Below are 25,168 nucleotides of genomic sequence, written 5' to 3'. Positions count from 1 at the left end.
GATCGGCCCTCGTCGCTAGAGCTCGTAGTCCTGCGCCAGCTCCTCCCAGCGAATGCTGCGCAGCCCAAGGTCGGCGTTCACGCCCGACGGGACATCCAAGCCGGTCTGGAACCAGACCACGGTGATAGCGGAACGGTGCAGCACCGGGTCGAGTTCAGAGGCGACCGCCGTCGAGTGGAAGACCCCGATGCAGGCCACGGAAGGAAGTACCTCAACGGGGCCGAAGGCGCCAGCGGTCTGGTCCGGGTACTCGCGGGAGGGTGGAACCAGATGAACTGGCCTGGATGGAAACGCACACTCAGCCTGCCGCTGGAGGCCTCTGACTCTCATGTCATTGATGAGCTTGCACGGGTAGCCCTCCAGCATCCCTCCATACGTCGAAGACATTCGCAGCTCGGTGAGCTCGATCGAACGTCCAGACGAGAGGGCTATGCAGCTCAGCGACATGCCAACACCCTATGTGCAAGATTCACTTCCGATACGCGGCCAGCGCAGTCTGTCGAGTACGCGTTTCTCCGACCGCTCTGATACAGACAGCACGTTCGCCTCAACTACGCCGCTACGTCGCCGGCCGGTACGGCCGCGAAGCGACGTCTTAGGTCATTTCTCGGCGTTTGCCGGGTCCGGCTGGCTAGCCTGGTTCTGCCGTTGCGTGACGGGGTTCGAGGCGGCGGGTGGGATGACGGGGGCGTCTATGCGTGTGACAAGCCACGACCGTGTGGGCTCAGGGCAGTCCGGTACGGACGAGGTGTTCTTCAGCTACCCCCGGACGGACCGTGCGTCGGTGCTGCCTCTGGTCGAGGCGTTGCGCTGCGCGGGGGTGAGTGTCTTCCTGGACGAGTCCGGGATCGATGAGTTCGAGGGCATCACTCCGGCTATTCGCAGTGCGCTGGCGGGGTCCCGGCTGTTCGTCGCCTACTACTCGGCTGCCTATCCGGCCCGTCCCGCGTGTCAGTGGGAGCTGCTGACCGCCTTCCGGGCGGCGAGTGTGCTGGGCGGGGCCGGTGAGCGCATCCTGGTGATCAACCCTGAGCCCGGGCCCGGGCACATTCAGCCCGTGCAGCTGCGCGACGCCCGCTACTGCACCACCACCGACTCCGATTCCGTGGCCCGGCTGGTGCAGCGGGTCGTCGAGCGGGTTGCTGCTTCTCCGGGATGTCTGGGGGACGCGATCGAGGCGCGGCGGCCGGTGCGGCGCCCGGTGGAGCATCTCGGTTCGGAGCGTTTCATCGGGCGGGTGGACGAGTTCTGGCAGCTGCACCATGCGCTGCACGCGCAGGAGTACCCGGCCACGCACGATGAGGCTTCCTCGGGCCAGGCGGTGGTGATCGGGTTGGGGGGTGTGGGCAAGACGCTGCTGGTCGAGCAGTACGCCCGCCGGTTCGCCTCCTTCTACCCGGGCGGCATCTACTGGTTCACCACCGCCGCCAGCCATGCCCCGGACACGCCCGGCAGCGAGAGCCTGAACGACGACGTGCGCGCCCAGTACCACCAGCAGGTCGCGGCAGCCCTTGCTCTCGACGGTACTCAGTCCGACCCGGTGCAGATCCGCGAGGCCGCCCGCCGCCTGATCGAACAGGCTGGTGAGCCCTGTCTGTGGATCGTCGACGATGTCCCCGGCCAACTCCCGCCGGACCTGGTGCGCGAGCTTGCCGCACCTCACCCCCTGGGCCGCACGATCATGACAAGCCGGTGGCGGGGGTACCAGCTCCCCGTCGTCGACGTGGACGTCCTGCACCGGGATGAGGCGTATCGGCTGCTTGTCACCGCGCGCGTCCCCGCCGGCCCGCCGGAGGAAACGGCCGCGCGAACGCTGGCGCAACGTCTTGGCTTTCACGCCCTGGCCGTCGACCTGGCCCGCGGCTGCCTGGCCGACCAGCCCGGCCTCACCTACACCGAACTTCTCGACCAACTCACCGACACCCAGCACGGCGACGCCTTCCAGCAACTGGTCGGCGACCTGTTCATGCAGGTCCCCACCGACCACACCAACGACATCGCCGCCACCTTCACCCGCAGCCTTCAGCATCTCGACGATGACGCCCTGACGCTCCTGCGGATCGCTGCCACCCTCGCCCCCGCCCCCCTGCCGGAACGACTGCTCACCGCCGTCAGCGCCACCCTCCTCCAGGAAGAGGAGGAATCCGCGCGTAGGACCAACCGCAGGGCCCTGTCAGCGGCCCAGCGCCGCTCCCTCATCCGCCAGACCGGCACCGAGCCGCCCAGTTGGTTCGTCCACGCCCTCGTCAGCCGCACCCTCAACCTGCAACCCGACACCGCAGACACGAGGACCGTGCTCCGCGCGGCCGCCATCACCGCCACCACACGCCTCATGGAGCCGGTCTACACACCTGGCAGACTCGACCTGGCCGACATCACACCCCATGCCCGCGCCCTCGTCGAAGACCTCGACACCGCCGAAAGCCTCGCACTGCTGGGCAGCGTGGCACGCTACGACTACGAAAGCGGACAGCCCGCCAATGCCGCGCAAAACTATCAGCGCCACAGCGACGCACAGGCTGCTTGTTCAGGCCCCGACCACCCCGACACCCTGACCTCCCGCGGCAACCTTGCCAGCGCCTATGGGGCGGCGGGGGATCTGGTTCGGGCCATTCCGCTCTTCGAACGCACCTACGCCGACTGCGTGCGGGTGCTGGGCGATGACCACCCCCACACCCTGACCTCCCGCAACAACCTCGCCGGCGCCTACCAGTCAGCAGGAGACCTGAGCCGAGCCATCCCGCTCTACGTGGAGACCCTCGGCGACCGACTGCGGGTGCTGGGCGAGAACCACCCCGACACCCTGACCTCCCGCAACAACCTCGCCAGCACCTACCAGGCGGCAGGGGACCTGAGCCGGGCCATCCCCCTCTTCGAGCAGACCTACGCCGACCGGGTGCGGGTGCTGGGCGAAGACCACCCCGACACCCTGACCTCCCGCAACAACCTCGCCGGGGCGTTCCGGGAGGCGGGGAATCTGGGCCGGGCCATCCCCCTCTTCGAGCAGACCCTCGCCGACAGCGTGCGGGTGCTGGGCGAAGATCACCCCGACACCCTGGCTTCCCGCAACAACCTCGCCAGCACCTACCAGGCGGCGGGGAATCTGGGCCGGGCCATCCCCCTCTTCGAGCAGACCCTCGGCGACCGACTGCGGGTGCTGGGCGAAGACCACCCCGACACCCTGACCTCCCGCAACAACCTCGCCAGCACCTACCAGGCGGCAGGAGACCTGAGCCGAGCCATCCCCCTCTTTGAACAGACCCTAGCCGACCGGGTGAGAGTCCTCGGTGAACACCATCCCGACACCCGCACCTCTCGCAACAACCTCTCTATCGCCCGCCAGTCGTAGTACGCGCGCATTCCGGATGGCATGGGCGCCATACCTCCCGGGTGACCCCCTGCAGGACGTAACGCGTTACACAAGCCTCACATGCGATCACGACCGTGCCGTACCTAGCCTGAATGTTCGACACCAGGGAGGTTCTGGAGGACCCATGCCGCACGCGATCTGGTCCGACGCAGTCCATTTCGGCCTGGTCACATCTCTGAACTAGGTCGTATCGCCCGGATCATCTGATAGTTGGTCCGGGTGTGCCGTTGACTGACGCGCAGTGGGCGCGGATCGAGCCGTTGTTGCCCGACCGGACGCCACGACGAGGTGGCCGGTGGCGGGATCACGGTGAGGTGAGATGCGATTGCCTGGAAGTTCCAGACCGGATCGCAGCGGGTCCACCTGCCCGAGAAGTACGGGAACTGGGTTGTATCGGTGGACTCCACGATAGTCCGCGCTCACCATCACGCGGCAGGGCCTGGCAAAAGAGGGGCACTGGCCAGCGAGCCCGATGACCACGCCATCGGGCGGTCGGTGACACCGGAGGAATACGAACGCTGGCACGTCCGCACGTGCTCACGCTACGGCGGGCGGGCGGCGAAGTCGGCTGAGTGGTCGACGGGCTTATCTGCCGCACCTGCTACGCGGGGAGCGCGCCAGCGACTGCGCTCCTCGAACGGAAACCCGCCCGAAGCGGGGCGAGTACGGGTCGTGGTGAGCACCACCGACTCGAAGCCTGGACGGCTAAGTTGACAGTGCTGATGAGAAAATGCGTGACGGCTCACAGGACGACTGGAACGTGTTCGCGCCGACCTCGCGCGAGTGAAATTGCGCGAGCAACCCGTGCCAACCGTTCCCACTGACCAGACATACTGTGGGACCTTGCGACGTCGGGAGCCATCGGTGCCCATGGCTGTCAGACCCGTCGGCTGGTCTGCACGCGAAGCGTCGCAGTGCGACGGTTCGCCGGTGGAGGACGGAGTCTCCTGGGCAGTTCGGTGCACTGAACGAGGCGGCCCGCGCGCCCGTGAACTGGTCCGGTGATCGAGGCCGCCACCCCGTGAGGAGTGCTGCCTGCAGCGCAAGACCTTGGGAGAGCTAGCGGAAGGGAAGGCCCATGACGCTGATCCTCACGTTCGTCTTGCACCACACCGGTCCTCAGCGGTTCGGTCGGCGTCGGCTACAACCTTTGGACCCACAAGATCGACGCCTCGTCGCAGGAACTCCCCCAGGGGCATCGGCTGGCTCTGGCGCTGGCGAGCGACATCAACGTGCTGGATCCCGCCGCACTTCGGCTGCCGACGAATCTCTGACTCAGATCACTCGTACCGCGACAGACAATGATTGCCCGGTCGCGGAAGAGTCTGATGGAAGGTTGGAGTCATGGAGATGGCCAACCGCACGCTGACAGCAGACGTGATCGCTGCGCTGACGTACTGGCCTGGCGTCGTCGACCGAGGTGGGCCCGGAAGCGGGCCCCGCGGCCCGCTCAGCCAGGCAGCGGGCTCCCCTGGCTTGTTCGGGCAGTTCGCCCCAGACAGCCGGCACGACTGTCCGCGGATCGACAGGCCTCGCTGGGCACGAACGTCCTGGACGTGCCGCTGCCAAGTGGCTGCTCCGCTCGGTCTCCCCCCTACTCCCTGCAGGGAGTCCGGGGGCGCCGATACACCTGGCTCTGCACGCCGACGGCCTGGCTCCCACTGTGCTCGGGGTGCCGGGCCGTCGGTGTGTGCTTCGGCTCGCCGGTCTCAGGGGTTGTCGATGGTGCCCGGGTCGACCAGGGCGCTGATGTTCTGGATGGCGCCGTCGGATCCGAGTGTCACGTCGACGATGACGGGTTGGATGGGGTGCGGCGGGACGATCGGGTGCGGCGGGACGATCGGGTTCGGGGGGACGATCTTGAGGAACGTGGGGTTGAAGGTCAACGGGGTGACGGGGTCGGGCGGCCAGGCAACTTCGTCGGTGTCGCTGCCGACGAAGCGGTAGGCGTCGCCGCTGACCTCTCCGATGCCGGTGGTGTTCAGCAGAGTGCTGGTCACACGGGCTATACCGCCACCGCCCGATTCGGTATCGGTGACGACCCGGACCCGGATGCTGCCGGTGATGTCGATCGGCTCCGAGAAGAAGCCTCCGAACGTGCCGCTCAGGGGCAGCACGACGGTCTCTCGGTCGATGAGCTGTACCGTCCGGGCCGCGGCGGGGGTCGTCGCTGTGGTGGCGACAAGGCCCAGCATGGCCAGAACGAGGCTGACCTTCGTGACGGCGCGCGTGAGATGACCGCGCATGGGTGCTCCCATCAATGAGGCGGAACGACGTCTCGACGTACGTCCCGCAGACGGAATTCCAGCCTGTCCACCTGACCGGGCACATGTCGCGCCGGACCGGACTGGTCGAGTGACGGCACCCGCCAAGCGGACCGCGCCCCCTCCATGGCGCGGACCGCGCCATGGAGGGGGCTCATCCGCCGCCACTGGCTCTCGTGCCCTGCCAAGCTCGGGGCGGGCTCCGGCCGGCCGCTGGTCTCACAAGAGAGAAGGGCACGTTCAGGCCTTCACATCCGCGCCTCGCCCGGGCGATCGCGCTCAGCCGGCCAGGGACGAAGGAGTGCTGATGAGCTCGATCACGATCGATGCGGGGCAGTAGGCGGCGATCAGCGCCTCGATCCGCGGGGCGCGGCGGCGCTGTTGGCGATGTCGAGATCCCGGTGCAGCGTTGTCCGGAGTGAACCTTCGTGGGCGTCGTGGCTGAGCAGCATCAGCAACCTCCCGGCAGCGGGGACGCTACTCGTGGGCGTCGGTCCTCCCCCGCCGTCGCCCACGAAGCCCATCGAAGGCTTCACCGCAATCGACTCGCTCCGAGGTGCCATCCCACGGCGGCCGAAGCATCCACTCGGCCCGTAATATCCGGGGCCTGAACGTCGCCGGCCGGGACGATGGCGGGGTCACACGTCCGCAGCCCCGCGACGTAGTTGCCGCTCGTCCCGTAGCCGGAGAAGGTCGCCCAGCCGCCGGACTCGATGACGCGGCAAGGGGCCCACTGGCCGTTCGTGTACGCGACCGTGACGGAGACGGTATCGCCGCAGCCGTTGTGGACGTCCGTGTAGCGCCAGCTCTGGAAGTACTCCACGCACTCCGGCGCAGGCGATCCGGAGTCCGCCGCAGCAGGCGGAGCGGAGGCAAGGGTCAGGAGACCTGCCGCGGCCATGGCGGCAAGAGCGACGGGGCGCGACACGCGTGTCATGTGGTTTGCCATGCCGCGAATCCTCTGGCCATACGACCACTCATGCAAGTTTCTGCAAGTACTTTCAGCCACATCCCCTTCGTGCGCATCAATGCGCTGTTCAGTAACCCATTTGACGATTGAAAGAAGTTTCACTGCTCTACCCGCCATAGTCGCGACCGAGGTCGAGCCCCCGCTCCAGGACCCACCCCTTCGGGGCATCCGCGCAGCGCAAGGGGCACCAAACCCGGCCGTCGCACCATCAACGCCTCCACTGATAGCCCGCGCGCTTCACCAAGACCGTGACCGTCCACTGTGCGCCGCCGCGACAGCGGTAGGGGGCCTGCCTACCCTGAAGGCATGGCGACGGTGCAGGTCAACGGCAGGGAGATCGCTTACGACCGTTCGGGCGAGGGGCCGCCCGTGGTGTTCCTGCACGGCGCCGGGCACGACGCGCGCGCTTGGAGGCCGCAACTCGACGCGCTGGCGGACGCGTTCTCGGTCGTGGCGTGGGACGAGCCGGGAGCGAGCCGCTCCGGCGACATCCCCGAGTCCTTCGGCCTCGCGGACTACGCGCACGCTCTGGCCGCAGTGGTGGAGTCGCTGGAGCTCGGTCCGGCGCACATCGCCGGCCTCTCCTGGGGCGGCACCGTCGCCCTGGAGTTCTACCGCCACCACGCGGACCTCGTCAGGACGCTGATCCTCGTCGACACCTACGCGGGCTGGAAGGGCTCCTTGCCTCCGGAAGAGGTGCGGGCCCGGGTCGAGGGCACCCGCCGGATGCTGGCCGTGCCAAGCGGTGAATTCGATCCGACCCTGCCCGGACTGTTCGCCGGCGACCCGCCCGCCGCTTACGTACCGTTGTTGGACGCCATGGCGGCTGCTGTACGCCCAGAGACCCTGCGGACACAACTGTCCATCATGGCCGTGACCGATCAACGGGATCTCCTGCCCACCGTGTCGGTACCCACCCTGCTGCTCTGGGGAGAACAGGACGCGCGTTCGCCACTGGCGGTCGCGCGACAGTTCCAGAAAGCGATCCCGGACACCGAACTGCTCGTGATCCCAGGAGCAGGCCACGTCAGCAACCTGGAACGGCCAGCTGAATTCAACAGAGCCGTCCGCAACTTCTGTCACGCCCACCCCTGAACCTGCTCCAACCCGCCACCCAGGAGGCCGACGACCGGGCTGTCGAGGAGCGCATGAACGGGCGGCGCCCAAAACGCTGGCAGAAGGTCCCCGACGCGCCGCTGGGCGCCATCGTCGACGGCGCCCTCCCGCACCCGCGCGAAGATGGGGACAGCCGAGGCCGAGAGTGTTGCTGCCCGCCTGCGCAGCGTCCACTCTTTCGAGCGAGGCCTGTGGAATGGTCCTGCGCCCGGGGACGAGCACCGGATGCCGCAGGCGGGTCTGACCCGGGCGCTCCCCACCGGCGCGGCCCCGGTGAGGACAGTCGGGCCCGGCGTGCGGCGCGCCCGTGCGGCCCAGCGGGGGCGCGCCGGGCCGGCAGGCCGAGGGCCGCCACCGAAGTGGCCGACGTCGGCTTCGATGGCGATCTTGCTGCGGATCAGGCGACACGGGGCAGGGCCCCTGCGTGGACAAGTACCCCGGCGCAGGCACAGGCGGGCGTGCCGGCTGTGTCGTTCCCGCGACGAGAGGGATGGCCGCGGCACCGGCCCCCTCCCCTCCGGTGGTGGGTGCGTGGGAGTCTTCTCCTCACGCGGGTTCGCCGCCGACCGACGAACCCGATCATCCGTAGGGGGAGCGCACCGAGGTCACTTCGAGGGAACGGACTTCCACATGGGGGGCCAGTTCGAGCAGGCCGGCAAGCACGTGGGCCACGTCCTGGGGCTGGAGGGCGCGCGAGTTGTCGGCGGCGGATCGGTGGGAGAGCGTGGTGTTGACCTTGCCGAGGTACAGCACCGTGACCAGGGTGCCGAACACCCTGGCCTCTTCCCGGTAGGCCTCCAGAAAGGTGCCGAGCGCGGCCTTGGACGCGGCGTAGGCGGACCGTCCCGCAGCGGGGAACAGAGCGGCCTCCGAGGTCAGCCCGATCACTCGCGCAGGATGTCGGCCGAAGACCCGCAGGTACTGGTCGAGGACGGTGTGCGCGCCGACCGCGTTGACCTCGAGGGTGTCCCGCCAGGTCTGCGCGCCGATGCTCCCCACGGCACCGCGACCGACGGACGCCGCCGAGTACACCAGTACCTCCGGCCGTCGGCCGGCACCGGCGTTTCGCGTGAACTCCGCGGCGACGGCGTCCGGTTCGCGAACGTCCACGGCGGCACCCGCGATCCCGCTCGTGGAGGGATCCTCGGCCGGAGCCGACCGGGACCAGGTCGCGACGCGGTGCCCCGCATGCCTCAGCGCCACCGCACTCGCCAGTCCGATCCCGCGGCTGCCGCCGACCACCAGGACCGACAGCCGCTCCCTGCCCGCACCGCGCTCCCGCGCGTCTTCGTCCACCCCGGCAACGTACCGCCTGCCGTCCGGACCGGCCCGTCACTTCCCCACCCTCGCCGGTCGCGGAGCCGGCATGTCGTCGCCCTCCCACCCCTCCTACCGCAGGAGCTTCATGATCGAGGATCTGCTGGTCAATCTCGCCGCCGCGGGCATCGCCTTTCTGCTCGGCCTCTCCTTCAGGCCGTTGAAGGCGCGGGTGCAGCGCAGTCTGACCGTCCGGAGGCAGCAGCGGGTGAGCCGCCAGCGCAAGCCCGATTTCGCGGCCGGCTGGATAGCACGCCATTACCGCAGCCGCGGTCGGATCGACGACCTCTACCGGATCGTCGTCGGCTCACGAGCGGTCAGCATTCCCTTCCTCACCACCGCGGAGTGGCGGCGGGTCGACCAGGACGAGACCTCGCTCCTCCTCCAGGCACCACCGCACGAACACTCGACCATCGTCTTCAACCGTCGGACGGTCGCGGCCCGCCTGCGGGATCCGGCAGAGATCGACAGTCCTGATGTGTGGAACGACCTTCATGCCTGTGCACGCGCAGTACGCTCCACCCCTGACGGCCCTCGCATCCAGGTGTTCGTCAGTGACTACTTCCAGTACGTCACCGTGTGCGGAGCTCTGGAGGACGAGACGTACGCCGCGGTCGTCCGTCCCGAACGCGGTACGCCCATCCGGGACAGGCATCTGTCCTCCGCGGCCAAGGCGGCCGAGTGCGGCATGGAGGCCCACTCCATCGGCATGACGGTCGCGCTGGTGTTCTGGCAGGACGGCGTGCCCCGGGTCATCGTCCAGGAGCGTTCGCCGGCGGTCTCGACCTACGGTGGCGGGCTCGGCATCGTTCCCATGTTCGGGTGCCAGACGAACGACCTGTCCGATGTCACCCCGGTGTCCCTGACCCACAACTTCCTCCGTGAGGTGTACGAAGAGCTCTACGACGGCTCGTCCGTGCAGAGCGGCAGCCTCCGCGTCGACCCCAGTTGGTTCCTGGGCGAACCGGAGATGGCGTATGTGGTGGGCCGGATGGAGGCCGGTGACATGCGTCTGAGGTTGCTCGGATTCGGGTTCGACGCCGTGAACGGGCAGCTGATCATCGGCGGCATCGCGGAGATCAGGGACCCGGACTTCGCCCGCACGGAGCTGAGCCGGCTGGTCGGCAACTGGGAGATCCGAAACATCTTCGTCTGGGACCTCTTCGGATTCGAGCTCTCGGAGGCGTTGCTGTCGCATCGCTTCACTCCCGCCTGCGCCTTCACCCTGGCCCAGGCGCGCGAACTGCTCACCCGGGAGGGCACCCCGGCCCCGGGTTCCGCGACCTGACACGGTCACCGCGCCTCCGTCGCCGTGTCGCGCACCCGAGCGAGGGCGGGGGCCACCTCACCGGGGTTCCGCACCGCGAAGTCGGCGTACGGAGCCTCCGGCCGCACGGTCAGCACCACGCGATCCGCTGTACGTACCGCTCCTTCCAGATCGGCCCCGTCGGGCAGCACAGGCAGCGTCACCGGCATGCCGGGCCGGTGGCGCCGGGCTGCCTGGGAGAGGGCGAGACGGCACGGGCCGGTGGGGAAGAACCCGTCGCCCTGGCGAAGCGCTCGCCGGAGAGCCGCGTCGGTCTCGCCGCCGACGACGATCGGGACCCTGCCCAGCGCTGGTCGAGGCGCCACCACCGCCGTACCTTGCCAGGCCGCGTACCGGCCCGAATGCCCCTCCGTGCCGTTCGACCACGCGGCTCGCAGCGCATCGAGGTACTCGTCCGTGCGGGCGCCGCGATCCGCGTAGCCGATGCCGAGGGCCCGGAACTCGGGCTCCAGCCAACCGCACCCGACTCCCAGCAGCAGCCGCCCACCGGAGAGGGCGTCAAGTCCGGCAGCCGCCTTCGCGACGAGGAGCGGGTGGCGCAGCGGGAGGATCACCACGGCCACGCCCAGCCGGACACGATCGGTGACGGCGGCAAGGAAGCCGAGGGAGGCGAAGGCGTCCACGAACGCCCCCTGGGTCCGCGACCGCTCGTGGGGCCTGGGGGCGGACGGGAGCACCACGTGGTCCGACACCCACAACGACTCCGCCCCCGCCTCCTCCGCCGCGTGCGCCATCTCGCGCAGAAAGGAGGGGCCTCGCCAGACGACGTTCAGCGCCCGCAGCCCGACGCTCACCATCCGAGGGTCGCCGTCTGGGCACTGGAGGGGAGTGGGCCGGATCTCGCGATCTGCCCGGACGGCAGCGCGGACGAGTACCCGGTCCGGGGCTCCGCGCCGAGGAGTCCCGAGGGCTGCGTCGCCAGCATGACCACGCTAGGACGGCACTTTGACCGTGAGGCGTACCAGATCGGACGGGTACGTCGGCAGCGGGCGGCTCTGCAGCAGCATCTTCACCGGCTCCTCCACCACTGTCACCCGCGTCGCGGGGTCCAGCGCCGTGATCCGCTCCACCAGGAGTTCCGCGAAAGGCGTGCATTCCACGACCAGGCCGCCCGTCAGGGCCCACGCGGGCTGCGGTCCCCCGGCCCGACGCATCCCCGTCGACACCAGGAGGAGCAGTTCCTCCACCGCCGCGTGCACCAGGCCGCGGGCCACCGCGTCACCGTCCTCGGACCAGGCACCGGTCACGCAGCGGGCGAGCCGGGCCACGTTCTGCCGAGGGTGCGCGCGTTCGGCCAGGCGCCTCGCCACCTCCCGGACCGGGCAGCCTGATTCGGCTTCGATGCGCTCGGTCACCGACGTCGCCTGCCCGCGTCCGTCGCCGGCCCGCACCGCAGCGACGAGTCCGGCGCGGCCCAGCCAGAACGCGCTGCCCTCGTCGGATGCCAGGTACTCCCAGCCGCCGACCCGGACCACCCGCCCGCGGCTCATCACCATCGCGCCGCTGCCCGTCCCCACCACCAGCACGCCACCGGCCCCCGCCACCGGCGGTGCGACGATCAAGCCATCGATGTCGTTGGTGAGGACCATCTCCCCCACGATGCCCGCCTTGCCCAGGAACCCTGCGGTGACCTGAGCCCAGTGACCCACGGTCTCCGCGCTGATCGCCGCGCCGGCCAACACCCCGGACACGGGGATGTCGTCGTTGTACCGGACGTACTCCGCCACGCGGTCCAAAGCGGCGCGGAGAGACGTGAGCGCTTCCTCCGCATGGCGCGAGGCCGGGTTGAGGGACCTGAACCCGTACGGACGGAGGGTCGAGCGCAGCGGCCCCTCGATCGCCAGCCGGGTGCTCGTGCCTCCGCTGTCGATGGCGAAGCGCATGACGGCGCTCACGACGCCGTCCGCCCGCGCATCGCCTGAGCGAGAGTTCCGGTGTCCACTTCGTCGAGGACGACCAGTTCGCCCACCGCGCGCGGAAGCACGTATCGCAGCTTGCCACCCCTGACGCGTCGGATGCCGTCGAGGTGCTCGACGACCGCGTCGACCGAGCCGTCCGGGACCGACAACGGCAGTGCGGACCGGGTGAGCACCTGGTGGAAGGCACGGCATGTGTCGCGATCCGCGATTCCCAGCAGGGTCGCGGCCCTGGCCGCGGTGGCCATTCCGATGGCGACCGCCTCGCCGTGCCGCCAGGTGCGGTACCGGTCGGCACTCTCCAGGGCATGGCCCACGGTATGCCCGAAGTTCAGTACGCGCGCCAGCTCCGTCTCGAACGGGTCGGCGGCGAGCAGCCTCAGCTTCTCCTCCACTGCCGCACTGACCACGTGCAGCAGCGCAGGCCCGTCCTTCGCCAGGAGGAGTTCGGCATGGTCGGTGAGATACGTGAACAGCTCGCCGGAGTGCTGCGCGGCACTCACCTTGATGCACTCGGCGAGGCCGGCGCTGACGTCTCGGCGTTCCAGCGTCTCCAGGAGCGTGACATCGGCAATGACACCGACGGGATGGTGGAAGGCGCCTATGGCGTTCTTGGCGAGGGAGGAATTGACCGCCGTCTTTCCGCCGACGGCCGCGTCCGCCTGGGAAAGGAGCGTCGTCGGAACGTTGATGTAGGGCACGCCGCGCAGATAGGTCGCGGCGGCGAAGCCCCCGAGGTCGGTGAGGGAACCACCGCCGACGACGACCAGCACGTCGTGCCGCCGCATGCCGGCGTTCTGCATCCAGTCGACGACATCCCGCCAGATGCCCGTCGATTTGATGCCCTCACCGGCCGTGATCCGTCGCTGACGGCTGTCGGCCAGCGGTCCGAGGGCCGACAGCACCCGTGCTCCCGTCCCGTTGTCCCAGACGGATCGGTCCGCCAGGACGAAAGGCCGAGCATCGGCCACCTGCTGACGCAGTTCATGCTCCAAGTTGCCGGAGCCGATGGCGACGGCCCCGGAGTACTCGCGGAAGTAGCGGAAGTGCAGACGGCGTGCGATCGGGCTCGATAACGGATGCACAACCCTCCCAGAGCGGATGGCAGTTGCCTCATTGAGGCTCTGCGGCTGTGCTCCTGTCAAGGGGGGTCCGGAGCGGCGACCGGTCGCTCGCGGCACGGACGCCACGTCCCTCGATTCCCGGGTGGCCAGGCCGACGTTCTCCGTCTCTCGCCGCCCCGTCCTCACGAACCGTGCAAACGTCGGGCGGTGCATGCCGCGTCTGCACGAACGCGCCGCGCCGCACCACAGGGCGCTTCCTCCGACTCCCCGCCCGGCTGCGGCCGCCCATGCCTGGTTCGTCAACGGGCAGCAGCGACGCAGGCACGACGCCACAGGCCCCAAGGCCACCGCCCGCCCTTCCGACCTTTCTCGGCCGGGTGAAGCCGCAGCACCGGGCACGTGCCCATCGTCGGCGGGACGTGAACCATGTGCATGTCCTCGGGGAGCGCGCACTGCACGGGGCTTGACGAGTGAGGTCCGATGCCGCGTCATAGGGAAAGGGACAACGACGGTGGGTGGCACGATGGCGACAACGGGGAACGACGGGCCGGGTGCCGAGCCCGCGCACGACCATGCGAGTTCACAGCCCAGCACTCCGAGACTCCCGCAACCTCCGAACCCCTCGCGCGAGCGGGGTAGTTGGGCCGCGGACAATGTGCCTGTGATCATCCTGGCTGTCATCGTCCTGGTGCTGGTGATCGCGGGCTTGGCGTCCAACGACGATGTCACCTGCCCCGGCGGAGCCACCAGCTGCGGCACCCCCTGAGGCCACGCTGCGATCAGAACCTCGGACGCCTGATGATCAGGCTGATGTCTCCGGACCGCTGATCGATCGTCCGACAGCGCCTCGGAGCCGGGAGGGTCGGCGCCGGATCTGAACGGGGCGGTCACCGTGGGGGGATGGCCTTCCCTGCGGTCTCCTGGTCGCGTCGAGCAAGCGTTCGCTCGACTGGTCGAGTTCGGGGATTCAGGCGGAACAGGGCGGACCGGAGGAGGTCGAAGGGGCCCTGAACCCGGGCGCAGTCGCCGGTCGTCGGACATGCGGACATGCGGACGTGACACTGAACCCCAGGGCGAACCGGACCTCGCCCGATCGGCTGCGCCGACGGACGGCCGATTGTTAGTGTCTCGGGCAGTCGACGCGGCCAGGGGCGGGCGTGCGGGAAGCCGATCGGACCCGCGGACCGTTGCCGGCGTGGGCGCAGTGGCACGGGCTCGGACGACCGGGGGGTCAGCAGCATGCCGGACGAGGGATTATCTTCTGCGGCGCCAGGGGATGACGGGGATGGAGCGCCCGTCGTGGAGGACTACGACGCCTTCATCTCGTACACGCACCGACCGGACCACGCGCTGGCGAAGGCGATCCAGCGCGGTCTGCTCTCCCTGGGCCGCAAGGCCTTGCGGGCGCCGACGATCAGGGTGTTCCGTGACGAGGAGACCCTCTACCAGACCGGCGATCTGCCGAAGTCCCTGCAGCACCACCTCGACCGGTCCCGCCACCTGATCCTCGTGGCCTCGCCGGAGTCTGCACATGCGCCGTACGTCCTGGCGGAACTCGCTTACTGGCTGCAGCACAAGTCGAGCAAGAACATCCTCATCGCGGTGGCGGGCGGGACCATCAGCTGGCCGTCCAGCAGCCAGGATTTCGATTGGAACGAGACCACCGCGCTGTCCCGGACCCTGCAGGGCAAGCTCCTCACGCAACCCCTGTGGAGCGACTTCCGGGACCTGAAGGACAAGGAAGGGAAACCACTCACCCTCCGCGACGAGAGGTTCCTCGACGAGATCGCCAAACTCGGTGCGCGACTGCACGGCAAGCCGAAGGAGCAGTTGGTCAGCATCGAGCGCCGCAACCAGCGCAACGCCCTGCGGCGGGCCTACGCGACGATCGCGGTGCTGGTGGTCCTTCTCCTGACCGCTGGGCTGTTGGCCTTCGTGGCGTACGACCAGCGTGAGAAGGCCGAGCTGCGTGCGCGCGAGGCGATCAGCCGCCGGCTCGCGGCCCTGAGCAGGACGGTTCACGGGACCGACGGCTCCCTGCAGTATCTGCTGGCCGCGCAGGCCCAGCGGATGGCGGCGACGACGGAGGCCAGGGGGGCGCTGTTCGAGGCCGCCGCCGGCTCCGACGGCCAGCGGACGCAGCAGGGCACCCTGTCGCTGGCCCGTCTGGTGGGACACGAACAGGGCGTGAAGGCCGTGCGCTTCTCGCCCGGTGGTACTCAGGCCGGGACCGTGGACGGAGCCGGCGCCGTGCGGGTGTGGGCCACCGGCGCGGCAGGTGACCCGGTCACCGTGCGCGGACTGACTCGGCCCCGGCTGACCTTCGCGGCGGACGGTGAGTTCGTCGTGTCCGACGGCTCCCGCCTCCAGTGGCGGGACGCGGTGACGGGCGCCGTACGCGAGGACCGGGACCTCGGATTCGTCCCCGCCCATCTCGAGTGGCTGGGAAGCGGCCGGACGGTGCTGGCCGCCGGGCCGGACGCCACGGTCGTCGCCGCCCGCCCGGACGGCGGCATCGACCGCGCGCCCGACAGCGGATCGTCCGCCGTCACCTTCCTGGGATCGCCCGCGCATGCGGAGGTCGCCGTCGTGGCCACCGCCGACGGCACGGTGACCGTCCGACGCAAGAAGGACCTGGCCGTCGAGGCGCGTTGGGATCTCGGCTCCGAGGCAGGACGCCCTGTCGCGGTGAGCGCCGACGGGTCCCGGATCGCCGTCCTCAAGGAGCCGTCGGGCACGACGCCGGCCTCCGACGGAGTGGGCTTCCCCGTCGTCTCGGTCCGGGCGGCCCGGGGAGGCAAGCAGATCGGGCTGGTCCGGACGTCCGAGTACTACGTGGCCAAGGACGCTGCGTTCATCGGGGGCGGCTCCAGCGTGGTCGTGGTCACGAGCGGCGGTGTCGACGGCGCGCCGGGGCAGCTGCTGACGGCCGATCCGGCGAAGAACGAGCCCGCCACCAGCCCGGGACTCGCCGTCCCGACCACGGCGTTCGCGGTGCGGACCAGCGATGACGGCCGCCGCCTCGTGGTCGGCGGGGGCGATCCGACGGCGTACATCGACGCGATCGGACCGCGGGACGCCGACTTCGGTGCGAGCGTCCTTCCGGACGGCGTCACAGCTGTGCGGCCCCTGAGCGTGGCCGGGGACACCGGCCGTGTCGTGGTCCGGCGGGCGGGCGAGGTGGGATTCGCCGACATCGGGACGGGCAACGCGGGCGATGCGGTCAAGAGCACCATGGTCACCGCCGGCGACAGCGCGGCGATCAGTACGAACGGCAGATGGCTGGTATCCGCCACCGGAGACGTGTTCGACCTCCGGGATCCGTCCGCACCGAAGCGGACGGGGCAGATCCCCAAGCCGCTCGGAGCGCTCACCTTCGACGGCGGCGGGGACCGGGTCGCCTACGTCGCCGGCGAGTCGGACCTCGTCGTGGCCGACCTGCCGTCACTGGCCGTCCGGCACGGCTCCGCCGGCCGCCGTCTGTGCACCGCGAGCCAGTGCTCCGCGGTCAGCGCACTCAGTCCGGACGGGCACACGCTTGCCGTCCGCCCGGGCTCCGCGAACAGCTTCACCGGGCAGCTGCCCGCCGGTGCGGATCCCGCCGACTCCCCTGCGGACCACGGCCGGACACCCCTCGTCCTGGTCTCGCTCCGGGACGGCTGGAACGTCCGGGCCGTCCTCGACCTCGCCGAGCCGGGGCCGGTCGCGTTCAAGGGCGACGGGACCCTGCTCGTGCAGGTGGGCAGGACCCTGCTGACGGTCGACGCCGCGGCGCCGACGAAGGCACCGGTGACGCGCTCGGCGGACCAGCGGGGTGCCTGGGCCTTCGGCGCCGGACGAGCGGACAAGGACCTCGCGATCGCCGGGCAGTGCGGGATCTCCCTGACCGACCCGCTCACGTGGGAAGAGATCGCCGAGGTCCCCTTCGACGGGGTGAACACCGACGCGGGGTGCGACGGGACCTCCGCGGCGTGGGCCGGTGAGACCCTGCTGACCTCTGACGGTGAGGAGTGCCGCCAGACCGTCTCCGGCGGGTGCCCCTTGCGGCGGTGGAACACCCGCGCCGAGAAGCTGGTCCAGCGCGTGTGCGGGCTGGCGGCGCGGAACCTCACTCCCGGCGAATGGAGTCAGTATCTGCCGGGATGGCCGTACGAGCGGACGTGCCCGGAGTACGCGAAGCCGTCCGGGAGCAAGCCCGACGCGCCGTCCTCCGGGGCGGGCTCGGGCACGCCCGGAGTGCCGGCCCCCGGCTCCTCCACGGACTCCTCTCCCGGCCCGGCCGTCTCCGCAGCCACACCGACCCGGTCGGCCACGCCCGCGCCGACGCGATCGGCCCCGGCCGCCTCGGCCACCGCGTCCGCCGGCCCGTACCCGCCAGGCTCCGTACCGGAGGGCCCGGGCGGCTGCTCGCCGGGGCAGAACGGCTTGCGCCGGTGCAACGTCGGCAAGCGGGACGGCGCCCCCTACTACGACTCCCCGACCGGAAAGCCCGTAACCGGCCTGGTCAACAGTGGCGAGCACCCGTTCCTCTGCCAGCGGCAGGGATCGGCACACACGTACGGCGCTTACCACAACAACTGGTGGGCGCGCGTCGTCCTGCGTGAGGCGAACGGGGACGGCGGCTGGGTCAACGCCGTCTACCTGTCCGGGGGTGACAACGACCAGCCGGTGCCGGGACTCCCGGTCTGCCCGGCGGGATGAGTGGAGGTGCGGGGCTCCCGCGCGGACGTACCGTCTGTACGGCCCAGCGTGCGGAGCCCCGTGCCGGCCTCGTTCGCCGGGAGCCTGAAGGGCACAGCGGCACACAGACGGTGCGTGCGGAGCGCGGTCCCAGGGACGGTCACGGCGATCCGGCAGGGGGTCCCGGGGCGCGGGATCGAGCTGCACGCACAGGCAGGACCGGTCCGGCCGAGGCTCGGGCGCGGGGGCGTATGCCAGTTCCCTGGCCTTGGGCGCCTTCGGGTCGGGTGGCGCTCGGGCAGCGACGGCCGGACGAACTCCCACTCGGTATCGCACAGTTCATGACGACGTATCACCCTGCTCGGTGGGTTCCCGATACTCCTCGACGGGCCGCCCGGCCGGCGGCGCCAGGAAAGGGCCCGAACCGCTCGACCCAGCCCGTGAACGTCCATGCCCCTGCTACCCGGTCGGCGGCCAGGCGCTCCGTTGCACACGGGCCGGATCGGGAGGATGCCGCTTCCTGCGGAAGCTTCGCCGGCCGGCGGTCGTGGGTCAGTTCCAGCGGACCAGTGTCTCCAAGTGGTCATCGGAACCGTCCATGGGCGGCTCCAGGTCGGCGACCTTGACGGGCTGGGCGCCAGGGGTGTCCAGGTCACCGCGGTAGAGCGTCAGCGTCCCGCTCTCTCCGCTGGAGAGGAAGGCGAAGTGCTTGCCGTCGGGCGAGGGCACCGGGGTCCTGTTGGAGCGGTCGTTCGCCGGAACCAGGTCCTGGCTCTTCACGACCTTGGAGTAGTCGGGTGCGAGGGTGAGCTGCTCCGTGCCGCACACCAGGTTGGTCTCGTCGCGCCAGAACGCCGGGGCGCAGGTCTCCCTGCCGTCGAGGCCCGTGGTCTCGAGCTCGGTCAGCTTGTAGCCGCCGCCGGAAGCGCCGTCCGAGGCCACGCGGCTCAGCACGAGGGTCGGGCCGTCTGCCGGGCTGCTCAACAGGCCGACGACGATGCCACCCGAGGGATTGACCGCCCTCGGCTGTGAGTTCGCCGCGAGGGCTGTCGCAAGGGTGGCGGCGTCCTGGGTGACGACGCCGGCGGCCTGGGAGGGAGTGAGGTGCTTCTCGGTCGTGTAGCCGGCCTTCGCGTCGCGGGTTCCGAGGCCGTCCTCACCGCCGTCGGCCGGCTTCTCGTCGTACCACAGAAGGCCCGAGGTCGGGTGGAAGGCGGTTCCGTTGTTCTCCGCGCGCTCGGTGAAGGCGTCCGGGTCCGGAGGGGAGACTTCCTGACCGGTGCCGAGGTCGTAGGCGGCTGCTCGCTCGGACGCGCCCGCGTGCGTGGTGCCGGCGATCAGGCTGAAGTCCTTGTTGAAGGCGTAGGTGGACAGGCTGCGGAAGTCTCCGCTGTCGCACACCGTGTTCGGCTCGACATCCTCGGGCAGGACGGTGCTGCGCTCCGCCACCAATGCCCCGTTCTTCGCCGCGTACGAGCGCAGAGTGAGCCCGTATACCGGGTCCTCGTCGTTCCCGGCAGGTATCTCGTGGCAGTAAGCCACGGTCAGACTGTCCGCCTGACCGAGCGGCGCGGTTTTGACGTCGGTGGTCTTCCCACCCCCGCCGCCGTCACCGACTTCGGCCGCGGTTCCGCTTCCTCCGTCCGTCGCGCCGCCACATGCGGTGAGCAACAGCGCAGCCCCTGACGCCAGGCCCATCTTCGTCAGACGATTCATCTCGGTTCCCCGTTCCACTTGCCGCGAAAGACTGATCATTCAAGCAGGCTGGGAAACCGTCGGAACAAGGGGGTTGCCTGAGGCGTCTCACGAACGCCTGTGTATGGGCACCCAGTTGAGGAGTCGCATCACGCAAACCCCCGGGGCCCAGACCTCAATGCATAGGCCGACGGCCCGTGTTCTTGCCAGCGACGTGCGCGTGCTCGTCAGGTTGCGACAGTCACCCGCCCTCAGGGGGGTGTTGAAAGGGTCTGGTCGCAGCCATTCGCTCGATCGCTGTGACCGGCACAATCGCTTCGTAGCGGACGGCGAATGGGTATCACACCGGATTGCGCCAACCCTTGGGCGGTGCGGCGGTTGATCCCGCACTCGACCGAGTGCCACACTCACGGCCATCGCCAGTGACACACGTCACAAAGCATCGTGTCACGTCTCCGCGGACGAGCACGCGTCGCCGCGAGGACTACATCGGCACGTGGCTGCCCGAGCCGCTGCTGCTCGCCGAGAACGACGCCTCGGCCGACGTGCTGCTCGGCGAGTCGGTGTCGATGGCGATGCTCGTGCTGCTCGAAACACTCACCCCCGATGAGCGTGCGGTGTTCGTACTGCGCGAGGTGTTCGGCTTCGAGTTCCGCACCGTCGCCACAGCGGTGGGCAAGCCCCCCGTGGCGACGGTGCGTCAGGGGGCGCACCGGGCCCGTGGGCACGTACGGGCGCGACGCAAGCGCTTCGCACCCGTCGACGCCGTCACGACCGCGCGGATCACCGAGCAGTTCCTGACCGCGGCGACCACCTGCGACCTGGACGGGCTGCTCTCACTGCTCACGCCGGACGTCACCTGGACCGCCGACAGCGGCGGCAAGGCCACTGAGGCGCGCCGGCCGGTGGCGGGCGCGGAGGAGGTGGCCGCCGTCCTCGTGAGCCTGTTCCGCCTGGAGCGGCTGGCGGACCTGCGGATCGAGAAGGTCAACTGCAACAACACGCCCGCCCTCGTCCTCAGCGGCAAGCGCCTGGAAGGCGTCTTCCTGATCGAGATCGCCGACGGGCGAATCACCGATTTCTACGCCATCCGCAACCCGGACAAACTCATCGCGATGGCGGTCCCGCGTCAGATCAGCCGAGAGGAGCAAGCGGTGAACCGGGCACGAATCGCGCATGCGCGTCGGAAACCGACGGATGTCACCGGCTCCACGTCTCCGTGGACGATGTGGCCCGCGAGCCGGGATACGAGCCGGCGTCCTGCGAAACTGCACGCCGGCAAAGACTCACCCCTACGACCCGCTTCGTCCGTGGGACGGCAGTGATGGCATCCGACACCGCATCGCACGCACGGGCATCGAGTCCACACAACGGCGCGACCGCCGCCGACAGGAGGGCCCGCAGCGCCCCCAAGGGGTGGCGCTGCCTCCCCTCCAGCGGGTCGAGGCACCGCTCGCCCGCGCCGCCGGCCATGCCGGGACCTTCAGGACACGGCCAGGAATGCCAGTGGGAGCAGCGTCATGCTGAGTCCGACGAGCAGGAGCAGACCGCCCAACAGCCCGACCCCCACTGCTCTCCAGACCAAGGTCGACCTCGCCAGGGAGCAGACAGCCTTCTCCGGATGGAGCGAGTCGTACAGGACGTCGATGCGTGGGGGGTCGCCCGCGAGTCCCTTTGCCGCGTAGTCGGCCTGGATCTCGTGGACGCCACCCTCCAGGTCGATGTAAGTGAAGAACCGCCGCCTGCCGTGGGCGCGGTCGAACAGAGCGACGACCGCGACGCCCCGCTTTCTGAGCACCCAGCGGTCGCGGGCGTTCACCACCGCGGGCCCGACGATGACCAGGCCCAGAAGGATGGGCAGCGCGCCCAGCACCCACAGCAGCACCTGCACCGGCTCTCCGAACAAGCCGAGCAGGGCCGCACCCGCGACGTAGAGCATCAGCACGGCGAGGGAGGCGACGCGTTCCCGTGGGCTCATGCGTTTCCGGCCGGCCGCCTGGACCACGGCGAGCACCTCGACCAGGTCCGCTCCCCCGCCGTCCGGAGCGCTCTTCGGCCGAGCCCGGTTGACCACCTCGACGAGGCGCCCTGCCTGACCAGCGTCCCGGCCCTCCACGACGAACACCGGGCCCGGAGCTCCGTCAGCGCCCCAGACCGCGATCTCGACTGATCCCTGCCCGGCGCCGACCGCCCTCGCGCCCTCGATCGCGGGGAGGGGTATCCGCCGTCGTGTTCCCTTCTGCTCCAGGAGAACCGACCAGCCTTCCAGCCAGATGCTGTCGCCGTATCCGCGCAGCGCGATCGACGGCAGGGCGGAAGGCTCGGACCGGCCGGGCATGGCCACCTCATTCACTCGGGAGTGTGGGGAGACGCCTCGGCTCGCAGCATCTCACAGCCAGCGCGGGTCCCGAACGGCGCGCAGGACAGAGCAAGTCGCGGAGGCCGACACGTGCGTGACCGTCGCACGTGGCATCTCGCCTTCACCTCGGTCAGCTACGGCAAGTGCCTCCGCGGCACAACGCAGGCTGGCGGCATCTCGTGAACCCGCTCCTGGTGATTCAGAGGGCTCGAGGGTGCGGAGCCACGCGGGTGAGCCCCGGCAGGTGCCGGGGCTCACTGGGAGTGGTGTGTCAGCGGTCCATCAGGACGAACACGCCCCACCCGAGGTATTCACGCTGGTACCTGGTGTGTTGAACGGGTGCAGCAGCGAGTTCCGCACGCATCTCGTCGGCGAGCTCGTCGTCGGGATTGGCGTGGAGCCAGCGTCGGATGTTGAGCCACTGCGCCGCGACGTACCGGTCCCAGCTGTCCTGGTCGGCAAGGACCATCTCAACGACATCACAGCCCAGGTCTCTGAACTGTTCGAGCAGTTCTGGCAGCGGGAGCAGGTCCTCCTTGCGGGCCATGTGACAGCCCTCGACGGCGGCTTGGTTCAGGCTCGCGACGCCAGTACGGTTCGCCGATCAGCATCATGCCGCCGGGGAGGAGACTGCGCCGCAGGAGCTCGACGGTACCCGCCACGCCCGAGCCGATCCAGGTGGCGCCGACGCAGGCGGCGATCCCGACAGGATCGTCGGCTACATGGCCCGAGGCGTCCGCGTGCACGAACCCGACTCGATCGGCGACCTCCAGCTCAACGGCCCGCTCGCGGGCAGCGTCGATGAAGACGGTGCTGATGTCCACCCCGGTACCCACTACACCGTGGTCCCGTGCCCAGGTGCACAGCATCTCGCCCTTGCCGCAGGCGAGGTCGAGCATGCGGGTGCCTGGCGACGGGCTGATGGCGCGGCCCAGGAGGGCCAGCTTCTCCGTGGTGAACGGGTTGCAGATGCGGTGACTGCTCTCGCGAATGGTGAAGCTACGTGGCAGATCCACTACAGGTATTCCTTCGGTCCGTAAGGGTCAGAACAGTTCGGCAGTGCGACCCAAGGGGGGTGGCCGCGAGAACCTGAACCGTCATCAAATGCACCTCATCAGACGTGGGAAGAGCGAGACCGGTCGAGGGTATGGCCAGCCGGGATCCCGTGTCCATCGCAATTCAGGCCCTGCCGACACACGCCTCCTGCAATACGCACCGCCGCCGTTCGACGAAGTGTCGGTGCTGGAAGGGGGCTTCAGCGCGGACCAGGGTGACGAGATGGGCGCGTCGACGCCACGGGACCAAGCTCTGCGCGACAGGACCGGAGGATCGTGATCGGCGCGCCCCTCGGCGGGCGCTGCGGCTGCCAGGCGCTCAAGTTGGCAGCGTCGGGGAACGGCGGCGGGTTGCTCGCAGGATTTCTGCTGCGGACCAGGTCTGGCGGCTCCCGGTGTGCTCCAGGGACGTTGGAGAGAACTCCCGCCTAAGAGGTCATCTCCATTGGCTGACAAGAAACCGCATGCGCTCCTTGCCTTTGCAGGGCGGTGAGCCGGGGACATGCCAGTGTCCGCCTCGAGCACAGAAGACGACAGCCCCGCACCTGCCCACGCAAGGATGAGTAAGCATCCACGCGACCGCCGGCGGCACCCCCGCCCCGAACCTTCATGGCACCAGGGTCGAGCGAAACAACGTTACGGGCGCGATAGGCCAGCCGCGAGCAGCACGTACCCGCGGCGGCTGGGGCCAGTCGCACCGGATCATGTGTCCTCTCGTCGCCGTACTCAGGGATGGCCGGCCCGTCTTCGCCAGCCTGCCCGTCACCATTCCGGGTGGACGTCGTGACTGTCGTAACGGGTACCGGTCTGTGTCCGCCACGGACGGAAGCGGCCTGGACCGGATTGCTGGTGGGCGTAGGTGACGGGTTCTTCCGTGTCGTCGGTGACGATCACGGCTCCGGACTTCTCCGCGCAGCGCAGGGCGTGTGTCCAGTGACGGCCGCGGTGGCCGGTCCGGTAGTCGGGAATCTTGCATTGAGTCATCGGAATTCTCACCGCCTGAGTGATGCGGTCGTGCACTGCACCCGCAAAGGGGCATCTCCTCAGTGCCGAACATTCTGATATACCCTAAATGCGATGATTCAATACATGCAAGGTTGAATTGAAATTGAATCGGGCATTGTCACGTCGATTACTCGCCGGCCGGCGAGTCGCGCCTTTCCATCAACGGGCGACATTCGTGGAGGAGAACGATGCGATCAAGCGTTGCGGTCCTCGTCTACAGCAGTAACGCGAACACCCGCGCGGAAGTGCGCCGCGCAGTCGGCAGCAGGCCCGCCGCCGACCTCCCGTCGATCACATGGCACGAATGCGCAACCTTGCCCGCCGTGCTCCAAGCCCTCGACCACCACCACATCGACGCATGCGTGCTGGACGGCGAGGCCACACCCGCAGGCGGCATGGGAGTGTGCCGGCAGATCAAGAATGAGGTCTTCCGCTGCCCGCCTGTGCTGCTGCTCATCGCCCGCCCCCAGGACGCGTGGCTCGCCGGCTGGTGCCTCGCCGATCACACGCTCACCTTGCCGGTGGACCCACTCGACTGCGCCGCCGCCCTCGCCGCGCTCCTGCGTGTGCGGCCGCCTCGCAGCACCGAAGGCTGACCTCCTGGCCGGCGCACTCCCGCTCCGCCCGTGCCGGGCTGTCTACCGGACGAGGTCAGACTCCGTGCGCGGTCTTCAGATGACCGCACCGGACCAGCTGGTCGCCGCCCCAGCCGCCGGCGTGGGGATCGGGGAACATGGTCCGGCACTTGTCGTTGCCGCCGGAGCCTCGGTAGCGAGGACAGAAGCACCGATGGGGAGGGGCGGGGGAATCCCGATGAGCTGTGCACAGGTCACCGATGAAGTCGCGCTCCTCCTCCCGCAGCTCCGCGCCTGACTCGCGCACCAGCTCCACGGCCCGCTGCCGCGCCTCGACAAGCAGCAAGGCGGCTTCGGTCAGCATCCGCGACTGCCCGTCGGTCCTGTCGCTCCACTTCGGCTCGGGCACCGCACCCTCCCGGGAGTTGTCGAGACTGCCGTCGTACCAGAGCCCA

At 69.5% G+C, this 25,168-nt stretch carries 17 protein-coding genes and 1 pseudogene; 6 read left to right on the top strand and 12 right to left on the bottom strand.

The genetic code is table 11. The annotated features are described in order from the left end of the window. Nucleotides 1-15: 15 nt before the first annotated feature. Nucleotides 16-447 (bottom strand): hypothetical protein, encoded by a 432-nt coding sequence (locus tag ACGFZF_RS06605; RefSeq protein ID WP_393551455.1) that lies wholly within the window; start codon nt 445-447, stop codon nt 16-18. Between ACGFZF_RS06605 and ACGFZF_RS06600 the strand changes: the two genes are divergently transcribed. After that, a complete protein-coding gene (locus ACGFZF_RS06600) occupies nt 431-3,349 on the top strand; it encodes a tetratricopeptide repeat protein (RefSeq protein WP_393551453.1) in 2,919 nt (972 codons plus the stop codon). The two genes, ACGFZF_RS06605 and ACGFZF_RS06600, sit on opposite strands and share 17 nt — an antisense overlap. Before the next feature lie 1,730 nt (nt 3,350-5,079). Here the strand turns inward: ACGFZF_RS06600 and ACGFZF_RS06595 are convergent. Together ACGFZF_RS06595 and ACGFZF_RS06590 are read right to left on the bottom strand one after the other, a co-directional pair. After that, nucleotides 5,080-5,616 carry a hypothetical protein gene (locus ACGFZF_RS06595; protein WP_393551451.1) on the bottom strand — a complete coding sequence of 179 codons (537 nt, stop codon included), beginning with the start codon at nt 5,614-5,616 and terminating at the stop codon, nt 5,080-5,082. 550 nt (nt 5,617-6,166) lie between these two features. Continuing rightward, nucleotides 6,167-6,583: an alpha-amylase gene (locus ACGFZF_RS06590; protein ID WP_393551449.1), complete on the bottom strand. Its 417-nt coding sequence runs from the start codon at nt 6,581-6,583 to the stop codon at nt 6,167-6,169. A 327-nt stretch (nt 6,584-6,910) separates the two neighbouring features. Here ACGFZF_RS06590 and ACGFZF_RS06585 point away from each other — a divergent pair, with 327 nt between their 5' ends. Beyond that, entirely contained in the window at nt 6,911-7,699 is a 789-nt protein-coding gene (locus ACGFZF_RS06585; protein WP_393551447.1) for an alpha/beta fold hydrolase, read from the top strand. 600 nt (nt 7,700-8,299) lie between these two features. On the opposite strand, the gene ACGFZF_RS06580 is transcribed toward ACGFZF_RS06585, so the two are convergent. Further along, nucleotides 8,300-9,016: an SDR family NAD(P)-dependent oxidoreductase gene (locus ACGFZF_RS06580; protein ID WP_393551445.1), complete on the bottom strand. Its 717-nt coding sequence runs from the start codon at nt 9,014-9,016 to the stop codon at nt 8,300-8,302. 70 nt (nt 9,017-9,086) lie between these two features. Between ACGFZF_RS06580 and ACGFZF_RS06575 the strand changes: the two genes are divergently transcribed. Continuing rightward, entirely contained in the window at nt 9,087-10,325 is a 1,239-nt protein-coding gene (locus ACGFZF_RS06575) for a hypothetical protein (RefSeq protein ID WP_393551443.1), read from the top strand. Between the two features lie 5 nt (nt 10,326-10,330). Here ACGFZF_RS06575 and ACGFZF_RS06570 read toward each other — a convergent pair whose 3' ends face one another. The 3 genes from ACGFZF_RS06570 to ACGFZF_RS06560 form a co-directional block, all read right to left on the bottom strand. Continuing rightward, entirely contained in the window at nt 10,331-11,158 is an 828-nt protein-coding gene (locus tag ACGFZF_RS06570; protein WP_393551441.1) for a TIGR03619 family F420-dependent LLM class oxidoreductase, read from the bottom strand. Between the two features lie 138 nt (nt 11,159-11,296). Continuing rightward, nucleotides 11,297-12,259, bottom strand: coding sequence for a BadF/BadG/BcrA/BcrD ATPase family protein (locus tag ACGFZF_RS06565; protein WP_393551439.1), 963 nt, complete (start codon nt 12,257-12,259; stop codon nt 11,297-11,299). After that, complete coding sequence (locus tag ACGFZF_RS06560) at nt 12,256-13,425, bottom strand: 3-dehydroquinate synthase family protein (protein ID WP_393551437.1); 1,170 nt, start codon at nt 13,423-13,425, stop codon at nt 12,256-12,258. The genes ACGFZF_RS06565 and ACGFZF_RS06560 overlap by 4 nt, the downstream gene beginning before the upstream one ends. A 1,218-nt stretch (nt 13,426-14,643) precedes the next feature. Here ACGFZF_RS06560 and ACGFZF_RS06555 point away from each other — a divergent pair. Next, the gene (locus ACGFZF_RS06555) at nt 14,644-18,045 is read left to right on the top strand and encodes a TIR domain-containing protein (RefSeq protein WP_393551435.1); all 3,402 of its coding nucleotides are present in this window, start codon (nt 14,644-14,646) and stop codon (nt 18,043-18,045) included. Between the two features lie 531 nt (nt 18,046-18,576). Here ACGFZF_RS06555 and ACGFZF_RS06550 read toward each other — a convergent pair. Beyond that, a complete protein-coding gene (locus ACGFZF_RS06550; RefSeq protein ID WP_393551433.1) occupies nt 18,577-19,566 on the bottom strand; it encodes a hypothetical protein in 990 nt (329 codons plus the stop codon). Between the two features lie 575 nt (nt 19,567-20,141). Between ACGFZF_RS06550 and ACGFZF_RS06545 the strand changes: the two genes are divergently transcribed. Beyond that, nucleotides 20,142-21,044, top strand: coding sequence for a sigma factor-like helix-turn-helix DNA-binding protein (locus tag ACGFZF_RS06545; protein WP_393551431.1), 903 nt, complete (start codon nt 20,142-20,144; stop codon nt 21,042-21,044). Nucleotides 21,045-21,202: 158 nt separating this feature from the next. Here ACGFZF_RS06545 and ACGFZF_RS06540 read toward each other — a convergent pair whose 3' ends face one another. The 3 genes and pseudogenes from ACGFZF_RS06540 to ACGFZF_RS06530 form a co-directional block, all read right to left on the bottom strand. Next, nucleotides 21,203-22,057 carry a hypothetical protein gene (locus ACGFZF_RS06540; RefSeq protein ID WP_393551429.1) on the bottom strand — a complete coding sequence of 285 codons (855 nt, stop codon included), beginning with the start codon at nt 22,055-22,057 and terminating at the stop codon, nt 21,203-21,205. Between the two features lie 292 nt (nt 22,058-22,349). Next, a pseudogene (locus ACGFZF_RS06535) lies at nt 22,350-23,094 on the bottom strand (SAM-dependent methyltransferase). An 801-nt stretch (nt 23,095-23,895) separates the two neighbouring features. Next, on the bottom strand, nt 23,896-24,117 hold the full coding sequence (locus ACGFZF_RS06530) for a hypothetical protein (RefSeq protein WP_393551427.1): 222 nt from the start codon (nt 24,115-24,117) through the stop codon (nt 23,896-23,898). Between the two features lie 209 nt (nt 24,118-24,326). Here ACGFZF_RS06530 and ACGFZF_RS06525 point away from each other — a divergent pair, with 209 nt between their 5' ends. Then, entirely contained in the window at nt 24,327-24,734 is a 408-nt protein-coding gene (locus ACGFZF_RS06525) for a hypothetical protein (RefSeq protein WP_393551425.1), read from the top strand. 55 nt (nt 24,735-24,789) lie between these two features. Here ACGFZF_RS06525 and ACGFZF_RS06520 read toward each other — a convergent pair whose 3' ends face one another. Continuing rightward, on the bottom strand, nt 24,790-25,122 hold the full coding sequence (locus tag ACGFZF_RS06520) for a DUF6422 family protein (RefSeq protein ID WP_393551423.1): 333 nt from the start codon (nt 25,120-25,122) through the stop codon (nt 24,790-24,792). Between the last annotated feature and the right edge of the window lie 46 nt (nt 25,123-25,168).

The organism is Streptomyces sp. NPDC048338 (genome assembly GCF_043201055.1).
Classification (GTDB): domain Bacteria; phylum Actinomycetota; class Actinomycetes; order Streptomycetales; family Streptomycetaceae; genus Streptomyces.
This window is presented reverse-complemented; position numbering and strand designations above follow the sequence as displayed.